Genomic DNA, 19,874 nt, shown 5'->3' on the forward strand with positions numbered 1-19,874 from the left:
TGCGAAAGAGTAGAGTCATGCCCTCATTTAGCTTTCTCCCCTACGTGGTAGTTTTTGTCGGCGCCGGTCTCGGCGGCGCGGCACGTCATGGTGTCAACCAAATGGCAGCGAACCTGATCGGCCTTGCCTTTCCCTATGGCACGCTGGCCATCAACATCGTCGGCTCGACGGCCATGGGATTGCTAACTGCCTACTTCTCGTTCCGGGGATATCTGCCTCAGGAACTGCGCCTGTTCCTCGCCACTGGCGTGCTGGGAGGATTCACGACGTTCTCGACGTTCTCTCTTGATACCGTGGCGCTCTGGGAACGTGGTGAGCCAGGGCTGGCAGCACTCTACGCACTTCTCTCGCTGCTGCTGTCGATCGCAGGTCTTGTGACGGGTCTTGTCATCGTGCGCGCTCTATCGCCCGGGGCCACCATATGAAACATTTCCGGTGAAGCGCCATTGCTCGGATTGGGACGCTGCCGCGCCAACTCCGCTGGAGTGACGTTCGGCAGCCAGCCAATCACTCCGCGGGAGCGCGTTCCATCTCAGGTCCGTAGTACCGCCTGCCCATCCACAGCGCGGCCTGCACCAGAATGATAAGCACGGGTACCTCGACGAGCGGACCGATGACCGCTGCGAATGCCACGGGCGAAGCGAGGCCGAAGGCGGCGATGGCGACGGCGATCGCCAGTTCGAAGTTGTTCCCGGCGGCGGTAAACGCGACCGCCGTCGTCCGTGGATAGTCGGTCCCGACGGACCGAGCCATCACGAAGCTCACGAAGAACATGACTAGGAAGTAAATCGTCAGCGGGATCGCGATCAGGACGACGTCGAACGGGAGGCGGACGACATCGCCGCCCTTGAGGCTGAACATCGCCACGATCGTGAAAAGCAAAGCCGCCAGGGTGATCGGACTGATCTTTGGAAGGAACGTCTTCTCGTACCAGTCCCTGCCCTTCGTCGCCGTGAGGATCCGCCGCGACAGGTAGCCCGCGAGGAACGGAATCCCGAGGTAGATGAGGACTGCTTCGGCGATCGTCCAGAAGGAGACGTCGACGACGCTGCCTTCGAGCCCGAACAGCGGCGGGAGGAATGTCAGGAAGAACCAGGCGTAGACGCTGAAGAAGAGGATCTGGAAGATCGAATTGAACGCCACAAGACCCGCGACATACTGGTTGTCGCCTCGGGCGAGCTGGTTCCAGACCAGCACCATCGCGATGCAGCGGGCAAGGCCGATCAGGATAACGCCCGTCATGTATTCAGGGTAACCGCGCAGGAAGATGATCGCGAGACCGAACATGAGTGTAGGTCCGATGATCCAGTTCTGCAGGAGCGAGATCGCCAGCACCCGCTTGTCCTCAAAGACGAGGTGCAGTTCCTCGTAGCGCACCTTCGCGAGCGGCGGATACATCATCAGGATGAGACCGATCGCGATCGGGACGTTGGTGGTGCCGACCGACATGCTGTTCAGCCACCCCGGCAGGCCTTCGAAGACCGTTCCGAGGACGAGTCCCAGAGCCATCGCGGCGAAGATCCAGACCGTGAGGTATCGATCGAGGAATGAAAGGCGGAGCGACGGCTTGGCGGACGACATGGAAGTATTTCCTCTGAAAAAGATGCTCCGCCCCGAAGCCGGAGCGGAGACTCAAGGTGCTGGAGGTATTCAGGCGACGCGCTGGCCTTCTGCGTCGATCACGACTTCGCCGTCTTCCTTGGAGAAGGCGGATCGCTGCGGCGAAGGAAGCATGTCCAGGACAACTTCCGACGGGCGGCAGAGCCTGACGCCGAGCGGCGACACTACGATCGGCCGGTTGATCAGGATGGGATGCTCCATCATCGCATCGAGGAGTTGCTCGTCCGTCAGGCTCTCGTCCTGAAGACCGAGGTCGGCGTAGGGCGTGCCCTTTTCACGCAGCAGCCCCCGAACGGAGATTCCCATCCGGCCGATCAACTGCGCCAGCAGCTCACGGGTGGGAGGCGTCTTCAGATACTCCACGACATGCGGCTCGATCCCGGCGTTTCGGATCATGGCGAGCGTGTTGCGGGACGTTCCGCAGTCGGGGTTGTGGTAGATGACGATGTCGATCGGGTTGCTCATGCGACATCGGACCTCTTCACGGAGGAGCCTTCCATCTGGCCGATTTCGTGGAGCTTGGCTGTGAGGCTGAGGCGTTCGAGGCTTTCCACAGGAAGGGCTGCGAAGGCGGCGATGCGAAGCTTCATGTAACGCAGCGTCTGGCCAAACGCGACGCGCCTTTCGGCATCGGATCCTTCGATGGCGGCGGGATCCTCGAGACCCCAGTGGGCAGTCATGGGCTGACCAGGCCATACCGGGCACGCTTCACCCGCCGCATTGTCGCAGACGGTGAAGACGAAATCGAGCTCCGGAGCGCCCGGCTGAGCAAATTCGTCCCAGCTCTTGGAGCGCAGTCCGTCCACCGGATAGTCATGGCCGGTCAGCGCCTCGATCGCCATCGGATGGACCTGCCCCTTGGGATAGCTACCAGCCGAATAAGCGACGAACTTGCCCTTGCCGTCCTTGTTGAGGACGCTCTCGGCAATGATAGACCTGGCGGAATTGCCAGTGCAGAGGAACAGCACGTTAAACGTAGTCTTGGTCATGACGATACCTTCTGTGGAATGCAGCACGGAGATAGTTCCGCCACGAGCGGGGCGCAGAGCTCGGCACGCCCGCCGCAGCAGTCCTTTACGAGGTAGAGCATTACCTCGCGAAGCGCCGAGATATCGGCCCGATATACTACCAGGCGGCTTCGCCGCTCGGCATTGATGAGTCCTGCCCGCGCGAGGACGCTCAGATGCGAGGACATCGTGTTCTGCGGGACCGCAAGAATCCTTGCGACATCGCCCGCGGGAATGCCGTCGGGTTCATGCTGCACGAGGAGGTTGAAGGCCTGGAGCCTCGTGGGTTGGGCCAGCGCTGCGAGGGCGAGAATTGCCTTTTCTTGTTCCATATATCCAGATTACTCGATATATGGTTTGAGTCAAGGTGCCGCCTTGATCGGACATGTCCGCGTGGAGGATACAATCGTCCCAGATGGACGTTAAGCTTGTCTGGATCTGCGTCGCCATCGGCGTGGCGCAAGTGGCGGCGACGACTGCGATGTACCCCGGGGAGCCGCATGCAGCGATCCGGCTCCTTCCAGCGACCGGAACACTTTTCGGTTGGATTCGGAAGATTTAAGGCTAAGGTGAGCTGTAGACCGCCTCGGAGGATAGAGCGGGAGGCATCAATGATACCGGCTGACACCGAGGACCACTGTCGGCATGCCAGGGCGGGAAGCCTGACACGCAGATCGTTCACGACCGGAATCCTCGGCGGACTTGTCGCGGCCTCCAGTCCCGCGGCCAGCTTCGAACTGAGCGCACCGCCACGGGAAGGTTCGATCCGCGTCGGACTGACGCCCGTGTTCCTTTCCAACGACCTCGAAGTTCTCGACGAGCTGCAGGCCTATCTGGCAGCCGCCATGAAACGGGACGTTCAGCTTGTTACCCAGCGGACATACCAGGAGGTCACTGCCCTCCTGGTATCCGGCAATCTCCATGCGGCCTGGATCTGCGGCTATCCCTACATGAAATTCCGCGACGAACTCGAACTGGTGGCGACGCCAGTCTGGCGTGGCCGACCGCTCTACCAGTCCTATCTCATCGTAGGGTCCGGGAGCACCGCAACCACATTCGACGACTGCAGCGGACACGTCCATGCATTCTCGGATCCGGATTCGAATTCCGGCTATCTGGTCACGAAAACCTATCTGGCCGAGCGCCGCATCTCCGAGGAGCAGTTTTTCCGCAAATCCCTGTTCACCTACGGACACCGGAACGTCATCAGGGCTGTCTCCTCCGGCCTGGCGGACTCCGGCAGCGTGGACGGTTACGTCTGGGAGATCATGCTCGAGACGGAGCCCGATCTCGTGTCCCGGACAAGGGTCCTTCTCAAGTCCGTCTGGCACGGGTTTCCTCCCTTCGCAGCGCCTCTCCGGCTGAAGGATACGTCCGTCTTCCAGGACATCCAGACAGCGCTTCTGTCGATGAACTCGGACGCGGTCGGCCGTTCGGTGCTGGACCGCCTTAGGCTCGACGGATTCTCGACGACCTCCGACGATAGCTACCAGAGCATCGCGGCGAGCATGGATATCGTGCGGAGGCTTGGATGACGGTGATCGAACGCCTTGCCCGGATCCCCCTCACCATTCGCGCGCCCGTTATGGTCGCCGCCCTGATGGTGGTCATCAGCGTGATCATTTCCGAGCGCGTTCTCACCAGACTGCACGAAATGCAGGAACAGCAGCTTGGAAACGTCGTCCGCACATACTTCGACGGTCTCTCGAGCGCGCTTATTCCACCCGTGCTCAGGCAGGATGTTTGGGAGACCTTCGACGTGCTCGACCGGACAGGATTGGTCTTCAGATCGGTCTCCCCACTGGAGACCGTAGTGACAGGGCGTGATGGACGCGTGCTCGCAGCCAGCGATCCGCGCAAGGTGCCGGTGCTGTCGGATCTTCCCGCTGAATATGCAACCAGCCGGGCAGACGGAGGAATTCAGATCGACTGGAACGCGCATACGGGTTTCGGCGTCCGCCCCCTCCTCTACCAGCAGAAGACCATAGGTGCGATCCATGCCTCCTTCGACATCTCCCATCTGATTGCCGAAAGGCGGCAGGTCCTGAACACCCTGCTTGCAACGAATGCGGTCCTCGCGGCCGTCTTCGCGACAGCCGGATATGTTCTCGCAAGGCGGATGGTGGAGCCGATCACCACTCTGGCGGCCCACATGCGTTCGGGAGCCGCCGGAACACCACGAACGATCGCACCGAATGAGTTTCCTTCCCGCGGCGGCGAGTTCGCCGACCTCTTCCATGGCTTCAACGACCTCGTCGAGGCGGAACGCCAGCGGAACGCCCTGACCCAGCGCCTCGCAGAGGAGGAGAAGTTGGCGAGTCTCGGGCGGCTAGCCTCCAGCATGGCGCACGAGATCAACAACCCACTTGGCGGGCTCCTCAACTCGATAGACACCCTGCGCAGGCACGGGTCGAACGACGGGGTGAGAGACACGTCGCTTTCACTTCTGGAACGAGGTCTCAAAGGCATCCGGGACGTGGTCCGGGCGGCGCTTGCCACCTATCGTCCGGATAGGACGACGCAGAGCCTCCGGCTTTCGGATCTGGAAGACGTCCGTCTGCTTGCCGGTCCCGTCATAGCCAGCCGCAACCAGACGCTCGACTGGTCGAGCATACCGACAGACGTTACGATCACCTCCCTCCCAGGTCCGACGATACGCCAGGCGCTGCTGAATTTGGTGCTCAACGCAAGCACGGCGGCGGGCGACAGAGGCAGCGTGGCTGTCAGGACCGGATTTGAGGACGGAGGAAGCGTCCTTGTCGTCGCTGTCTCGGACTCCGGACCCGGCCTTGGCAGCGCAGCCGCCGGCGTGCTGACCTCCCAGGATCCGTGGTCTGCCGCACAGGCCGCCGGCGGACTTGGTCTGTGGATGGTGCGGCGCATGGTGGACGATGTGGGCGGACGTGTGAATGTACGAGGCGGAGACGGGAGCCGGACCATGATCACTCTCCGCCTGCCGCTTTCTGATCGCGGAAAGGATGTGGATCATGCAGCTTGAAACCGGCCGTATCGCGATACTTGAGGACGATCCGATCATGGGCGAGTCCTTGTATCAACGTCTTTGCCTGGAAGGTCATCAGGTGGAGTGGTGGACGAAAGGCGAGGAAGCGCTGCGCAAGCTTGGCCGAGGATCGGATGCCTTCGACCTGGTGATCTGCGACATCCGGCTGCCCGACATGAACGGCGAGGACGTTTTCCGGCAAAGCAGCCGCGAATGTCCCACCCCTTTCCTGTTCATGTCCGGCTACGGCGACATCGACCAGGCGGTCCGCCTCATGAGAAGCGGCGCTGTCGACTTCATTACCAAGCCCTTCGAGATGCCCGCCCTTCTCGACCGGATCTCGTCAAGTCTCCGCACGCGAGCGGCAGCTAATGTTGATGGCGTCCTCGGCATCTCTCGTACCATGCGGGATGCCGAAATGATGCTTCGGAGGTACGCGTCCCATCCGCTCCCCGTACTCATCCAGGGAGAGACTGGAACCGGCAAGGAGGTGAGTGCTCGCTTCCTTCACCAGGCCTCCGCGAAAGCCGCCTCACCCTTCGTTGCAGTCAACTGCGCGGCCATTCCGACCGAGCTGCTCGAAAGCGAGTTGTTCGGGCACGAGAAAGGTGCGTTCACCGGAGCAAACCAGCTACACCGGGGTTACGCGGAGCGTGCAGGCGACGGGATCCTGTTCCTCGACGAGATCGGGGACATGCCGCCTCACCTTCAGGCCAAGCTGCTGCGGCTGATCGAGGACAACCGGTTCCACAGGCTCGGAAGCGAAAAGCCTGTCCCGTTCAACGCGCGCATCGTCTGCGCCACCCATCAGGAGATCGGCTCCGAGACCAGCACCTTCCGGAAGGATCTCTTCTTCCGCCTCTCCGCGCTGCCGGTCCTGCTTCCGCCTCTCCGGGAGCGCCCGGAAGACGTGCTCTGGCTCGCCCAGCGCTTTCTCGAAGACATCATGCAGGTTCGCGATACGAAAGTGCGCGGCATCAGCATGCTGGCGGAGGACGCGATGCTGGAACATCAATGGCCGGGCAATGCGCGCGAACTCCGCAACCGTCTGGAACGGGCGGCCGCGCTTTCCGAGAACACCCTGCTGCTGCCCGCCGACCTCTTTCCAGATAGGAAGACGTTCGAGAGCCATGCCGTCGAAACGCTGTCAGACGCGCGCGATGCCGCGGAGAAGCGTCAGATCCTGCGGGCGCTGAGTGCCACGGATGGACAGATTTCCCAGGCCGCGCGGCAACTCGGCATATCGCGGACTACCCTCTGGGAGAAGATGACGAGATACGGGATTGAGAGTGGACATTGATCGCCTGATCCAGCCGAGGCAATGACTACTCCGGCAGATTTCGAATCCTTGGTCGTGACCTCCTGACGCTTCCAGCCATCTGCGAACAGATGCGTTGGATCTGGCATGCGCCGCCAGACAGGAACGCCTTTATTCCGCTGGCAATGCCGCCACGTTCGAACGGAGGATGTCGTTGATCTCGGCGGCGGTCACGACCTTGGCGATCTTCCCGTCCATGTAATCCAGCGAGACCCGAGCGTGCTCGTCATTGTACGAGTCGATGCAATCCGCAACCAGGAGCACCCGGAGATCGCGTTGGTATGCGTCTATCGCGGCCATGCGTATGCATGCATGTGTGTTGATTCCGCACAAGACCAATTCGCCTACTTCATCTTCCGCCAGGAGGTGTTCGAGTTCCGTTTTGAAAAATGCGCTGTAACGTTTCTTGATGATTGTCACATCGTTCGGATTCCAATCGAGATCAGCGTGAAGCTGTGCTCCTCTTGTCCCCTCGATTGCAATTCTGATGTTCTTTTCGCGCATCTCAAGAAATGCGTCACTGAGGTCAGCCCTGAATTCCTGCCTGACCCAGATGACTGGAAGGCCCGACTGTCGAAAAGCTCTGACTACGCTGTTGGTATTCTCAATCAAGTGGCATGCTTTGTCGCTGTCCCAGTGATCGAGATAGTCGTTAATCAGATCGATGATGGCCAGGCAACGTTTGGTCATTCCCAACATATGGCGGATGCGAATGTATTTTTCGTGACACGATCGCCGCTCTCGAACGAGCCTCTGTCCGGATTTGCGAACAACTGAAAGCATGGCGCGTTTGAATATCCGAACATTCAAGCTTGCCATCGCGCTAGAATCCAACCTTTCTGGGCATCTCCGAACTGGCACACCCATTGCAGATCCCTCTGCATCGTCACCTTTGCGAGGGAGAGAGTAATGTCACGCTGTCGAAACATGGTTGATATTGGAAGGCGTCAGTTTCTGCGCGGCGGAGCCATTGCCGCCGCGAGCGCAACCGTAGCGGCGGTAGCGCCGGCTGCGGCACAGGAGGCGAAGGGCGTCATTCCCTCCGCGGGAGTCGAATATCCTTCGAACCGACTGGGGAACATCAAGGATCTAACCGTCAACGAACCGCTGGACGTAGCCTACCCCGACGACGACGCGGCGGGAGTCCTTTTGAAGCTCGGCGTGCGTGTCGAAGGCGGAGTAGGCCCCGACGGCGACATCGTCGGCTTCTCCACGATCTGTCCGCACAAGGGATACCCGCTCAGCTACTCGGCCGACCAGAAGACCTTGAACTGTCCCGGTCACTATTCGGTATTCGATCCGGAGAAGGGCGGCCAGCAGGTCTGGGGCCAGTCGACGCAGAACCTTCCGCAGTACGTGCTCCGTGTGGCCGACAACGGCGACGTCTTCGCCGAAGGCATAGACGAGCTGCTCTACGGCCGTCTTTCGAACGTGATCTGAGGAGGATCCTGCCATGGCTTTCAAACGTCAGATCGACCGTCTGCCGATCATCCCCGCAGACGCAAAGCAGCACAACGTCACATGCCACTATTGCATCGTCGGCTGCGGTTATCATGCCTACACTTGGCCCATCAACAAGCAGGGCGGCACCGCGCCGGACAAGAACCTATTCGGCGTCGACCTGGCCGCTCAGCAGCCCGCTGAGACCGACGCTTGGTATTCGCCGTCCATGTACAACGTCGTCAAGCAGAACGGTCAGGACGTGCATATCGTTATCAAGCCGGACCACGAATGCGTGGTGAACTCCGGTCTCGGTTCCGTCCGCGGCGCGCGGATGGCCGAAATGAGCTATTCGGAAGCCCGCAACACGCAGCAGCAGCGCCTGACCGATCCCCTGGTCTGGCGGTATGGCCAGATGCAGCCGACGAGCTGGGACGACGCTCTCGATCTCGTAGCGAGGGTCACCGCCACGATCATCAAGGAAAAGGGTGAGGACGAACTTTACGTCTCCGCCTACGACCATGGCGGCGCGGGCGGCGGCTACGAAAATACGTGGGGCACGGGCAAGCTCTACTTCGGAGCGATGAAAATCAAGAACATCCGGATCCACAACCGTCCGGCCTACAACTCCGAGGTCCATGCCACCCGTGACATGGGTGTCGGCGAACTCAACAATTGCTACGAGGATGCCGAACTCGCCGATACGATCTTCTGCGTCGGCGCGAATCCTCTCGAGACGCAGACCAACTACTTCCTCAATCACTGGATTCCGAACCTGCGCGGCACGACGGCGGACAAGAAGCAGGAGCAGTTGCCGGGCGAGGAGCATCCGCCAACGAGGATCATCTTCGTCGATCCCCGCCGCACGGTGAGCATCAACGCCGCCGAAGCCGAGGCTGGGGCAGAAAACGTCCTTCATCTTGCCATCAACTCCGGCACGGACCTTGCCCTTTTCAACGCGATCTTCACGCATATCGTCGAGAAGGGCTGGGTCGACAAGGCATTCATAGACGCCAGCACCAAGGGCTTCAACGAGGCCGTGAAGGCGAACAGGATGACGCTGCAGGAAGCGTCGGAAATCTGCGGCGTCTCCGCAGCGGATATCGAGAAGGCCGCCCAGTGGATCGCCGAACCTAAGTCCGACGGCAAGCGCCGCCGGACGATGCTGCCCTACGAGAAGGGCCTCATCTGGGGCAACGACAACTACCGCACCAACGCCGCTCTGGTGAACATCGCACTCGCCACTGGCAACATCGGCCGTCCGGGTGGCGGCTGTGTTCGCCTCGGCGGCCACCAGGAAGGCTACTCGCGACCCTCGGACGCGCATGTGGGCAAGCCCGCTGCCTATGTCGACCAGCTACTGATCGGCGGCAAGGGAGCCGTCCATCACGTCTGGGGCTGCGACCACTACAAGACAACGTTGAACGCACATGAGTTCAAGCGCGTCTACAAGCAGCGCACGGACCTCGTGAAAGACGCGATGAGTGCTGTTCCCTACGGTGACCGCAACGCAATGGTGATGGCGATCGTTGACGCCATCAACAGGGGCGGCCTCTTCGCGGTGAACGTCGATATCATCCCGACCAAAATCGGTCAGGCCTGCCACGTGATCCTTCCTGCGGCGACATCGGGTGAGATGAACCTCACCTCGATGAACGGCGAACGCCGCATGCGTCTCACCGAGCGCTACATGGATCCGCCCGGACAGTCGATGCCGGACTGCCTCATCGCCGCGCGTCTGGCGAACAACATTGAGCGGGTCCTGCGCGAGATGGGCGACGCTTCCTATGCCGACAAGTTCAAGGGCTTCGATTGGAAGACCGAGGAAGACGCCTTCATGGACGGCTACCATCAGCACGAAAAGGGCGGAGAGTACGTCACATACGCCCGGCTCCGCGCGATGGGCAACAACGGGTTCCAGGAGCCAGCCGTCCGCATCGAAGGCGGACCTGCCGCGGCGGGCAGCTCGCAAGGCGAAACAACCACGGGCGCACAGCCTGGGATGGTCGTGGGAGGTCCTGCCATCGAAGGAGCCCGCGGCAAGGAGCCAGTCCAGCAGGCGGACGCGAATGCTGCTGCGGCTTCGGTGTCTGACGCGGGAACCGAGCGGATCATCGGCACCCAGCGGCTCTACGCCGACGGGAAGTTCAACACGCCCGACGGCAAGGCGATCTTCAAGGACAGCGTCTGGCGCGGCCTCCAGGCTCCCGGCAAGCAGGCGCAGAAGGACAAGCACAAGTTCCTGATCAACAACGGCCGCGCCAACACCGTATGGCAGTCCGCATATCTGGACCAGGAGAACGACTTCGTCATGGATCGCTGGCCGTATCCCTTCATCGAGATGAACCCGGAGGACATGGCGGAGGCCGGGATCAAGCAGGGAGACCTCGTGGAAATCTACAACGACGCGGGTGCGACGCAGGCGATGGCATATCCGACCCCGACCGCCCGTCGAGGGGAGACCTTCATGCTGTTCGGCTATCCGACCGGGGTGCAGGGCAACGTCGTCAACGCCGGAACGAACGAGCTGATCATTCCCAACTACAAGCAGACCTGGGGCGAAATCCGCAAGATCTCCGACGCACCTCGCAACGTCGCCCACCTGACATTCAAGCCGAAGGAATACCGTTCGGCCTGATCCGCCGGAGGGCGGTCCACCGCCCTTCCCACATTCAATGCAACATGGAATTCGAAATGCGGAACATTCTAGCAGCAGCATTCGCATGTCTTGTCACAGTCGCCCCCTCCCCCACACTGGCAGCGGGCGACGCGGCAAAAGGGGAAGCCGTTTTCAAACGCTGTACCGCCTGCCATGCCGTCGGTGACGGCGCGAAGAACAAGGTCGGGCCCGAACTAAACGGCATCATCGGCCGCAAGGTGGCCGCCGCGCCCGGCTTCAACTATTCGCCGGCCTTCAAGGCCAAGGCCGAGGAAGGCTGGACTTGGGACGACACGCATCTCACCGAATACCTGGCGAATCCTAAAGCCTACATCAAGGGTACCAAGATGGCGTTCCCCGGTCTCAAGAAGCCGGAGGAGATCGCGGACGTCATCGAATACCTCAAGACGTTCCAGACACAGTGACGCATCCATGGCCGGGGAAATCTTCGGCCATTTCATCCAGGCGGGGGAGATATGAACATTCCATTCGAGGCCAATGCCGCCCAGAACGACTGCGGAAGCATCCGCCCTGAGAGCGGCAAGGCACCGATGCGGTTCGATGATGCCGTATCAGCCGCGATCGCAGCCGCTCTCTCGCCGACAGCGTCAGAACAACTTTCACTCGGCGGTGCTATCGGGCGTGTTCTGGCTGCGGATGTGACGGCTCCCGCATCGCTGCCGCGCTTCGACCATTCCGCGATGGACGGTTTCGCCGTCAGAACAGCCGACTTTGCCGGAAGCGGGCCATGGTCCCTGAGGGTTGTCCGCCGGGTCGTCGCAGGTGATGCGGCCGGAGGCTCCGCAGCGTGCGAAGGAACCGCAGTCGAGATATTCACGGGAGCACCCATACCGCCCGGCTACGACACAGTCGTGGTCAGAGAGCGATGTTCGAGGTTCGAGCCCGGAGAAATCCTTATATCCACAAAGCCCCGGATAGGAGAGAACATCCGGCGCAGAGGCGAGGACGTCGAAAAAGACGCGTTGATCGCCTCCTCCGGCGCGATTGTCACTCCACATGTAGCAGCTCTGTTTGCGGCTCTGGGCATCACGGAAGTGATGGTCCGCCCCAAAGTGCGGATCGCTGTCCTTGCGACTGGATCCGAGCTGCGCAGTCCTGGCGAACGCCTCGATGCGGGCCAGATCTACGACTCCAACAGCTCCATGGCTGCTGGAATGCTGTCGCAGCCGTGGATCGAGTACACGGATCTCGGAAGGATCCATGACGATTTCCATTCCATCAGCGAGACGGTCCGATCAGCGTCCGGCACCTACGATGTACTGATCACGTCGGGCGGCATGTCGCACGGAGGAGCCGATCACATTCAGACCGTGCTGGAAGCAAACAGCGCCAGGCTGGACGTGCTTCAAGTCGCCATGAGGCCGGGAAAGCCTGCCACGATCGGCCGGGTCGGTCGGGCCCTGTTCATCGGACTGCCTGGGAGCCCCATGGCGGCCGCGGTGGTACTGAGCCAGATCGCGTTGCCCGCGATCAAGAGGACCGCCGGACTGCGAGAATTGGAAACTCAGTGGGTTCAGGCTGCTCTCTCCTCCAGCTATTCGAAGCGCGCCGGCCGCACGGAGTTCGTTCCAGTCAAGGTCTCGGGGCGGGACAAATTCGGACGGCCGATCGTCATGGTTCTCGGCAGGGGATCGTCGGGAAGCCTGCTGCCGATGGCGCGCGCGACAGGTCTGGCGATCGTGCCAGAAGACGTCGTGGAGCTCCACGCCGGATGTCAGTTACGGTATCTGCCCTTCCAATTCTGACGGTATCATCCTGATGATCTAGGCTTCGTCCTTGATCACACGATCGCCTTGCGCACTGCTGCGGATATCCACTCGGAAACAAACACCGTGCCGAGTATCACCAGGAAGATGGCCGTCACCTGTGGCCAGGCGAGCATGTTGAGTGAGGATTGCAGCTTCAGGCCAAGCCCGCCAGCGCCGACGAGACCGAGTATGGCGGATTCGCGGATGTTGATGTCCCAGCGGAACACCGTCGTCCCGAGAAACGACGGCAGAACCTGAGGCACGATCGCATAGTCGATCACCTGAAGGCGGCTGGCTCCGGTGGAGACGACTGCCTCCACCTGAGTCTCGTCGATCTCTTCGATCGCCTCGTAGAGCAGCTTGCCGATGAAGCCGACCGAGCGAAGAGCGATCGCGATGATCCCGGCGAGCATTCCCGGCCCCAGGATCGAGACCAGCAGAAGGGCCCAGATAAGCGAATTGATCGACCGGGAAGCGACGATCACGAAGAGCGCAATCGGGCGCAGCACCAGGATGCTCGGCGTCGTGTTCCGCGCCGCCAGGAACGCCACTGGTACGGCGATCGCGGTGCCCGCAAGCGTTCCGAGGCTGGCCATGTTGATGGTGTCCCAGAGCGGAATCCAGAGCTGGCCAATGTAGTCGAGACGCGGGGGAAGCGCTCGGGCGAGGATGTCGCCTCCCTGCCTCGGCGCGTCGTGGACGAAGGCCCAGATCGTGTCCTGTGTCATGATCCGCCAGCAGAACACGAACGCCGCAACGAGCAGGAACCATCCCAGCCACTGCAGGAACTCGGACCTCGCCGTCATGTGCGTCCAGCGCTTCCGGCCTTCAGGCGTTGAGGAAACAGGCATCACTTAATCCGCTTGCGAATGAGACCGGAGCCGTATTCGGCCAGCATCACGATCACGATGATCAGGATCAGGACCGCGCCGGCACTGTCGTACTCGTAGCGGTCGATGGAGGTGTTCAGGGTGGCGCCGATGCCCCCTGCCCCGACGATGCCGATGACAGCGGATTCCCGAAAGTTGATGTCGAACCGATAGAGCGAGAGGCCGATCAGCCGCGGCATCACCTGGGGCTGGACGGCGTAGTTGATGAGTTGGAGCCATGACGCGCCAGTCGCCCGGATCGCCTCGGCCTGTGACACCTCGATCTCCTCGATGTCCTCGGCGAGGAGCTTGGCGATGAATCCGATGGTTGCGAAGGCCAGCGTGAGGAACCCCGCAAACGGTCCGAAACCGAACATGGCCACAAGGAGGATCGCGACGATGATCTCCTGGAACGCCCGGGAGACCGTGATGATTCCTCGGCAGACATAGTACACGGGAGCCGGAGCCAGGTTCCGCGCCGCGCCGATGCCGATCGGAATGGAGACGAGAATGCCGACGATGGTCGAGCAAACCGTCATCGTCAGGCTCTCGCGGAGACCAGCGACGATGTCGCGCCATCTCGAGGTGAAGTCAGGTACGAGGAAGCCCTGCAGAAAGCGCCAACCGCGGTCCAGTCCTTCGTAGGCCCGGAGCCAGTTGATCTCGACGCTGGAGGCCGCCGCAGCCAGGTAGATGAGCAGCCCGCCATAGACCAGCCAGCGCATGAAGCGGCTCTTGATGAAGAGCGGCGGTCGCTGCCACCGTCGAGGATCGCTCGTCGAGACCGCGTGCAGGCTCATACGGCACCCGCCATGCGTTCCTCGGTCCTCTGCGAGGCGATGGGGGCGGAATATTCGTCCTCGAAGTCTGCTTCCGCCTCGCGGCGCACCGCGTCCCAGTCCTCCTCGCCATAGATCCGGGTAAGCGCCGCGGTGTCCAGGGCCTGGGGCGGCCCGTCGAACACGACCTCGCCCGCCCGCAGGCCGATGATGCGCTCGACAAACGACTGCGCCAGCACCACGTCGTGGATGTTGATGATTGCCGGGAGACCGCGTTCGCGGCAGATCTCGACGATGAGGCGCATGATCTGGCGGGATGTCTTGGGATCGAGCGACGCCGTCGGCTCATCGATCAGCAGCAGCTCGGGTCCTTGCTCCAAGGCGCGTGCGATGCCGACGCGCTGGCGCTGACCACCGGACAGGGCGTCGGCACGCTTGTCCGCGTGCGCGCTCAGGCCGACGCGCTCCAGCAGCGCGAATGCGCTCTCGACAGCGTCCGCCGGGTATCGGCGCAGGAAACTCCGCCAGAAGGGCACGTATCCAAGCCTTCCTGACAGTACATTCTCCATCACGGTCAGCCGCTCCACGAGGGCATATTCCTGGAAGATCATGCCGATCCGCCGCCGCGCAACCCGGAGTTCGCTGCGAGACAGCCCCGTCACCTCCAGATCGCCCAGGAAGACCTTGCCGTTGCTGGGCTCGATCAGTCGGTTGATGCAGCGGATCAGGCTGGACTTTCCCGCACCGGAGGGGCCGATGAGACCGACGACCTGCCCAGCGGGTATCTCGAGATCCACACCCTTCAGCGCCTTGTCACCTGTCCTGTATGTCTTGGTTAGTCCGACAATCCGCAGCATCCGCATGTCTCCGAAGTTGAGCCGGAGGCGCCAGCCCTGTCGGGTGTCACCTCCCGGCACCTAGCTCACTTGCACTCGTAGGAGACGCCGGTCGCCTGGTCGATCTGACGGATGACGCTCCAGTTCTCCTTGAACGTGATCGGGATGAAGCTTTCCTGCGGAGGTTCCGAGCTCTGGAATTCTTTCAGGAGTGCCGATCCTTCCCAGTTGAAGGAGAAGAATGCGTCCTTGATCTTCTCCTGGAGCTCGGGCTTGAGGTTGTAGGCGACGCCGTATCCCGTGGTCGGGAACGTCTGGGACTTGAAGATCGATCTGATCTGATCCTCCTTGACGACCTCGCGCGCCACCATGCGCTTCAGCACTGAGTTGGCAACCGCAGCGGCCGGATAATCCTTGTTGGCGACCCCGAGGATCGAGTTGTCATGCTTGCCGGAGAACACGGGTTCGAAGTCCCTTCCGGCCTCCAGCTTGTATTCGGACTTGAGGAGAGCGGACGGAGCCTTGAAACCGGAATTCGAGGTTTCCGAGGTGAAGGCGAGCTGCTTGCCCTTCAGGTCCTCGATTTTCTCCACACCGGATCCCGGATAGGTGATGATCTCCATCTCGTAGCCGAATTCGCCTTTTTTGGAAGCCATCATGGCGAATGGGCGGAAGCCCGCACATGCGACGGCGATGGGATTCGATCCCGTATTGAAGCCGGATACATGGAGGCGGCCTGCGCGCATGGCCTCGATCTGAGCGGCATTTTCCTGAACGGGGAAGAACTGGACCTTCTTTCCTGTCTTTTCCGCTAGGTAGTCGAGAAAGCCCTTCCAGACGTCCGCATAGACCGCCGGATCTTCGACAGGGGTATAGGCGAAGACAAGCGTGTCCGGATCCACGAGCTGAGCCGGATCCGTGGGAACATCGGCGACGAGGTCGCCATCCGCGTCCGCGTAGCGGCTGTCGAGCTTGAACTCCGCATGCGCGGTATGCGCGAACATCGCCACCGACAATGCGAGCAACGCCATGAACTTCCTCATATCCCTCTCCTTGTTGGAAACCCTTGATTGAGCGTCCTGTTATTCGGCACTCCGACTACAGTTTTGTGACAGGCGGAACGCGAATCCCGTATTTCCACAATCATCGAAATTCCAGTTGACTTGAGTGGAGAGATTCGGCACCTTATTTCCATGAAACTCGAATTAGTAGCATCGCAAATGGAATCTCTCGGCAACCCGACACGGCTTCGGATCTACCGTATGCTCGTGCGCGCCGGCATTGACGGCCTGCCAGTCGGCGGCCTCCAGCAGCGCCTCGACATTCCAGCTTCGACACTGTCGCATCACTGCAAGAAGCTGCTCGACGCAGGGCTCGTGACGCAGGAGCGCAACGGCACGACCCTGATCTGCCGGGCCAACTACAAGGCAATGTCGTCGCTGATCGGCTACCTAGCCGACGAATGCTGCGCAGACGGCCGGTGCGAAGAGACCCTGAACGCCGTCACTGAGTGAATTTTTTTGAACTTATAATTCGATAAAACTAGAAGGATGGAAGGAGAGAAACATGACAGTTGAGACACATCTTCCCGTCGCGGTCATCGGTGCAGGCCCTGTCGGGCTCGCCGCAGCCGCCCAGCTTGTCCAGCGGGGGATCCGACCCGTAATCCTCGAGGCCGGGCCTTCCGCCGGGTCGTCGCTACGCAGGTGGGGCCACGTTCGCGTGTTCTCTCCATGGCGGTATATCGTCGAGAGCGCTGCTGCGAGCCTCCTCGGCTGTTCCAACTGGAGGATGCCCGATGTCGACGAGCTTCCAACAGGGGCGGAGATCGTCGAACGCTATCTCGAGCCGCTCGCAGCTCTCCCGGAAATCGAATCGAACATCATCTACGGCGCGACCGTAACGGCCTTAACCCGTGCCGGATTGGACAAAGTCACCAACCAGGGACGCGATGCCGCCGCCTATTGCATCCGCTATACCGATGACAATAACGAGGAGCGGACATTCGAGGCGAGAGCCGTCCTTGACGCCTCTGGAACATGGTCACGGCCGAATCCGCTCGGCGTGGATGGCCTCCCCGTCATCGGAGAGAAGACGGCAGCCGGCGGGATCGCATACGGCATTCCGGATGTTGCCGGGCGGGAGCAAGCGGACTATGCCGGAGCAACGGTCCTCGTCGTCGGAAGCGGCCATTCGGCGATCAACGTCGTGCTCGCGCTTCTTAATCTACAGAAGGCAGCTCCTGAGACAAAGATCCTGTGGGCGCTTCGTCGCAACAGGATCGACCGCCTTCTCGGCGGCGGCCTGAATGATCAGCTTCCCGCCCGCGGAGATCTAGGCCTGGCGGCCAAGGAAGCGATCGACAGCGGTCGGGTTACGCTCCTTGCTCCTGTTGCGATCCATTCGGTCCGGAGGGACGGAAACCGCCTCGGCGTGCAGGCGTCGAAGGACGGCACCGAGGTCAGTTTCGTCGTCGATCGGATCATCGCCTCGACAGGCTTCCGGCCCGATCTCGACATGCTGCGGGAACTCAGGTTGGACATGGATCCCGCGGTGGAGGCTCCTCGCCTGCTCGCTCCGATGATCGACCCGAACCTTCATTCTTGCGGGACGGTGCCGCCCCACGGCGTTGTGGAACTGACGCAGCCGGAAGCTGGCTTCTACATCGTCGGCTCCAAGTCCTACGGCCGTGCTCCCACCTTCCTCATGGCGACCGGGTACGAGCAGGTCCGTTCGGTGGTCGCGGAACTGGCGGGGGACGCAAAGGCTGCGCGGGAGGTGCATCTCGTTCTTCCCGAGACGGGCGTCTGCAGTGCTACGAATCCCGCCCTTGCGGAAGCAGCGTCCGAAGGCTGTTGCGGGGGGCCCGCCCCAGCCAAGGTCGACGCCTGCTGCGTCGCGGACATGGAAGCCAAGGTGGAAGGCGCGAGCGGCTGCGGCTGTGGCACGGCGACTGCCAGACATTCTGATCTGGAACCTGCAGAATGAATGATATGAAAGCGCCGGCGCGCCTGATCTGGGCGCTGGGTGTGACGCAGATCATCGGCTACGGCACACTCTATTATTCGTTCAGCATCCTCGCGCCGGCGATGGCCCGAGATCTCTCCATTCCAGAGGATAGGCTCTTCGGGCTGCTCTCGGTAGCGCTCCTGATGGGCGGCCTTCTGGCACCGAAAGCAGGCAAGTGGGCCGACAGGTTCGGTGCCGGCCGGCTGATGGTGCCGGGCTCTCTCGCGGCGGCCGTCTCGCTCGTCTGTGCGGCCTTCTCCACCAATGCGTTCATGTTCGGCGCGTCCATGATCGCAATGGAACTGGCGGCCACCGTCGTCCTTTACAGCACGGCGTTCGCCGCGATCGTCCAGGTCGGAGGCAGCAAGGCGCAGCGAAGCATCGTCCATCTCACCCTCATCGCAGGATTCGCGTCGACGCTCTTCTGGCCCCTCACGGCGACACTCCACGAGCATCTCGGATGGCGAGAAATCTATCTGGTGTTTGCCCTACTGAACGGTGCGGTCTGCATGCCTATCCACTGGTGGATCGGAAGATTTCCGCGCGAGCCGGCTGACAGCAGGCCAGCGGCCAATTCATCCGGAGATTCCGCGGTCCCGCCAGTAAAGTCTCCCCCGCAGAATGCCATCTTCCTGCTCATGCTGGCGGGGTTCGCCCTTGAAGGGTTCGTCCTTGCATCAGTCCTGGTACACATGGTCCCCCTCCTGACCGCTCTCGGACTGGGCACGGCTGGTCTCATGGTCTCCACCCTGTTCGGTCCGTCGCAGGTCGCAAGTCGGCTGCTCAACATGATTTTCGGCGGCAGGCTGTCGCAGACGGTACTCGCGGTGATCTCGGCGGGCCTGCTGGCCACGGCACTCGCAGTTCTGATGACGACAACGCCCTGGCTTCCAGGACTGATCGTATTTGCGATCCTGTTCGGGCTCGGATCCGGTCTTGCCAGTATCGTGGGCGGCACCCTGCCGCTGGAGTTGTTCGGGAGGAAGGAATACGGGGCGAGGCTTGGATGGGTCACCGCCGCGAGACAGTTCTCGTCCGCCCTCGCCCCTTTCGCATTCGCGGTGCTCCTGTACTCCTGGGGGGCGAAACCATCATTAACCCTCAGCATCGGTGGCAGTGTCCTCGCGGTGATCTTCTTCGGTTGCATTGCAATCTCCCGGCACAAGTCCGTGTCCACCGATCGAAACGCGGTCGCCGTCTCCCGGTGATCCAACTAAAAATATCGAGAACGCCGTTCGGTTCTAGCGATGGTTGGCCCTTTGCAACGCTACGGTTCCTTGCGCTCACTGGCCTGCATCGGAAGTGTCGCTGTTGGAGATTCATGGTCCGGACAAAGAGGCAACCAAGATCTAGTTGGTTGAGACTGCGGCTTCGCAAACTAGCCAGCGGGCGGGGTTCTCGATACCGCTTCCAAGTCTCAGTTGGGGTGTCGAGCCGAGCAACGCGGGACGAAATCTAACCTCAGGTTTCGAAGAAAAGGAGGAACTGAACTTGTCCGACTGTGCATACACTGTGATGCTGATGGCTAAGATCATTTGCTGATCGTGCGCTGATCAGATTGCGCAAC

The 19,874-nt window shown here is 61.3% G+C and carries 20 protein-coding genes; 11 read left to right on the top strand and 9 right to left on the bottom strand.

Going from position 1 to position 19,874, the window contains the following annotated elements; translation table 11 throughout:
* The first annotated feature begins 17 nt into the window (after positions 1–17).
* Positions 18–425: a fluoride efflux transporter CrcB gene (gene crcB / locus ACIK7D_RS26820; RefSeq protein WP_400158028.1), complete on the top strand. Its 408-nt coding sequence runs from the start codon at positions 18–20 to the stop codon at positions 423–425.
* Between the two features lie 82 nt (positions 426–507).
* On the opposite strand, the gene arsB is transcribed toward crcB, so the two are convergent.
* The 4 genes from arsB to ACIK7D_RS26840 all read right to left on the bottom strand — a co-directional run bounded on the left by arsB (position 508) and on the right by ACIK7D_RS26840 (position 2,959).
* Positions 508–1,581: an ACR3 family arsenite efflux transporter gene (gene arsB, locus ACIK7D_RS26825; protein ID WP_400158029.1), complete on the bottom strand. Its 1,074-nt coding sequence runs from the start codon at positions 1,579–1,581 to the stop codon at positions 508–510.
* A 69-nt stretch (positions 1,582–1,650) separates the two neighbouring features.
* Complete coding sequence (gene arsC / locus ACIK7D_RS26830; RefSeq protein ID WP_400158030.1) at positions 1,651–2,085, bottom strand: arsenate reductase (glutaredoxin); 435 nt, start codon at positions 2,083–2,085, stop codon at positions 1,651–1,653.
* The gene (locus ACIK7D_RS26835; protein WP_400158031.1) at positions 2,082–2,609 is read right to left on the bottom strand and encodes an arsenate reductase ArsC; all 528 of its coding nucleotides are present in this window, start codon (positions 2,607–2,609) and stop codon (positions 2,082–2,084) included. Before ACIK7D_RS26835 ends, arsC begins: the two co-directional genes overlap by 4 nt.
* Entirely contained in the window at positions 2,606–2,959 is a 354-nt protein-coding gene (locus tag ACIK7D_RS26840; protein WP_400158032.1) for an ArsR/SmtB family transcription factor, read from the bottom strand. The genes ACIK7D_RS26835 and ACIK7D_RS26840 overlap by 4 nt, the downstream gene beginning before the upstream one ends.
* A 279-nt stretch (positions 2,960–3,238) precedes the next feature.
* Here ACIK7D_RS26840 and ACIK7D_RS26845 point away from each other — a divergent pair, with 279 nt between their 5' ends.
* From ACIK7D_RS26845 to aioR, 3 genes are read left to right on the top strand one after another with little or no spacing between them, the layout of a single operon-like run.
* Positions 3,239–4,162 (top strand): PhnD/SsuA/transferrin family substrate-binding protein, encoded by a 924-nt coding sequence (locus ACIK7D_RS26845; RefSeq protein ID WP_400158033.1) that lies wholly within the window; start codon positions 3,239–3,241, stop codon positions 4,160–4,162.
* Positions 4,159–5,625: a sensor histidine kinase gene (locus ACIK7D_RS26850; RefSeq protein WP_400158034.1), complete on the top strand. Its 1,467-nt coding sequence runs from the start codon at positions 4,159–4,161 to the stop codon at positions 5,623–5,625. Before ACIK7D_RS26845 ends, ACIK7D_RS26850 begins: the two co-directional genes overlap by 4 nt.
* Complete coding sequence (aioR, locus tag ACIK7D_RS26855) at positions 5,615–6,928, top strand: arsenic response regulator transcription factor AioR (protein WP_400158035.1); 1,314 nt, start codon at positions 5,615–5,617, stop codon at positions 6,926–6,928. The genes ACIK7D_RS26850 and aioR overlap by 11 nt, the downstream gene beginning before the upstream one ends.
* Positions 6,929–7,057: 129 nt before the next feature.
* Here aioR and ACIK7D_RS26860 read toward each other — a convergent pair whose 3' ends face one another.
* The gene (locus tag ACIK7D_RS26860) at positions 7,058–7,765 is read right to left on the bottom strand and encodes a cysteine hydrolase family protein (protein ID WP_400158036.1); all 708 of its coding nucleotides are present in this window, start codon (positions 7,763–7,765) and stop codon (positions 7,058–7,060) included.
* Between the two features lie 90 nt (positions 7,766–7,855).
* Here ACIK7D_RS26860 and ACIK7D_RS26865 point away from each other — a divergent pair, with 90 nt between their 5' ends.
* The 4 genes from ACIK7D_RS26865 to glp are packed head-to-tail and all read left to right on the top strand — an operon-like array spanning position 7,856 to position 12,811.
* Positions 7,856–8,386 (top strand): arsenate reductase (azurin) small subunit, encoded by a 531-nt coding sequence (locus tag ACIK7D_RS26865; RefSeq protein ID WP_400158037.1) that lies wholly within the window; start codon positions 7,856–7,858, stop codon positions 8,384–8,386.
* 13 nt (positions 8,387–8,399) lie between these two features.
* Entirely contained in the window at positions 8,400–11,024 is a 2,625-nt protein-coding gene (locus tag ACIK7D_RS26870) for an arsenate reductase (azurin) large subunit (protein ID WP_400158038.1), read from the top strand.
* Between the two features lie 56 nt (positions 11,025–11,080).
* Positions 11,081–11,470, top strand: a complete 390-nt coding sequence (locus ACIK7D_RS26875) for a c-type cytochrome (protein ID WP_400158039.1) — start codon at positions 11,081–11,083, stop codon at positions 11,468–11,470.
* A gap of 51 nt (positions 11,471–11,521) precedes the next feature.
* Positions 11,522–12,811, top strand: a complete 1,290-nt coding sequence (glp, locus tag ACIK7D_RS26880; protein ID WP_400158040.1) for a gephyrin-like molybdotransferase Glp — start codon at positions 11,522–11,524, stop codon at positions 12,809–12,811.
* 35 nt (positions 12,812–12,846) lie between these two features.
* On the opposite strand, the gene phnE (ACIK7D_RS26885) is transcribed toward glp, so the two are convergent.
* From phnE (ACIK7D_RS26885) to phnD, 4 genes are all read right to left on the bottom strand, one after another.
* Complete coding sequence (gene phnE / locus ACIK7D_RS26885; protein ID WP_400158041.1) at positions 12,847–13,665, bottom strand: phosphonate ABC transporter, permease protein PhnE; 819 nt, start codon at positions 13,663–13,665, stop codon at positions 12,847–12,849.
* Positions 13,665–14,483 (bottom strand): phosphonate ABC transporter, permease protein PhnE, encoded by an 819-nt coding sequence (phnE, locus tag ACIK7D_RS26890; RefSeq protein ID WP_400158042.1) that lies wholly within the window; start codon positions 14,481–14,483, stop codon positions 13,665–13,667. Before phnE (ACIK7D_RS26890) ends, phnE (ACIK7D_RS26885) begins: the two co-directional genes overlap by 1 nt.
* The gene (phnC, locus tag ACIK7D_RS26895) at positions 14,480–15,319 is read right to left on the bottom strand and encodes a phosphonate ABC transporter ATP-binding protein (RefSeq protein WP_400158043.1); all 840 of its coding nucleotides are present in this window, start codon (positions 15,317–15,319) and stop codon (positions 14,480–14,482) included. The genes phnE (ACIK7D_RS26890) and phnC overlap by 4 nt, the downstream gene beginning before the upstream one ends.
* 65 nt (positions 15,320–15,384) lie before the next feature.
* Positions 15,385–16,341 carry a phosphate/phosphite/phosphonate ABC transporter substrate-binding protein gene (phnD, locus tag ACIK7D_RS26900; protein WP_400158044.1) on the bottom strand — a complete coding sequence of 319 codons (957 nt, stop codon included), beginning with the start codon at positions 16,339–16,341 and terminating at the stop codon, positions 15,385–15,387.
* A 150-nt stretch (positions 16,342–16,491) separates the two neighbouring features.
* Between phnD and ACIK7D_RS26905 the strand changes: the two genes are divergently transcribed.
* From ACIK7D_RS26905 to arsK, 3 genes are read left to right on the top strand one after another with little or no spacing between them, the layout of a single operon-like run.
* The gene (locus ACIK7D_RS26905; protein ID WP_400158045.1) at positions 16,492–16,812 is read left to right on the top strand and encodes an ArsR/SmtB family transcription factor; all 321 of its coding nucleotides are present in this window, start codon (positions 16,492–16,494) and stop codon (positions 16,810–16,812) included.
* Between the two features lie 52 nt (positions 16,813–16,864).
* The gene (locus tag ACIK7D_RS26910) at positions 16,865–18,286 is read left to right on the top strand and encodes an FAD-dependent oxidoreductase (RefSeq protein ID WP_400158046.1); all 1,422 of its coding nucleotides are present in this window, start codon (positions 16,865–16,867) and stop codon (positions 18,284–18,286) included.
* Positions 18,283–19,515 (top strand): arsenite efflux MFS transporter ArsK, encoded by a 1,233-nt coding sequence (arsK, locus tag ACIK7D_RS26915; RefSeq protein WP_400158047.1) that lies wholly within the window; start codon positions 18,283–18,285, stop codon positions 19,513–19,515. Before ACIK7D_RS26910 ends, arsK begins: the two co-directional genes overlap by 4 nt.
* Positions 19,516–19,874: the final 359 nt, after the last annotated feature.

The sequence above is a fragment of the Agrobacterium sp. P15N1-A genome, from assembly GCF_044626815.1.
In the GTDB taxonomy this organism is placed as follows: domain Bacteria; phylum Pseudomonadota; class Alphaproteobacteria; order Rhizobiales; family Rhizobiaceae; genus Agrobacterium; species Agrobacterium leguminum.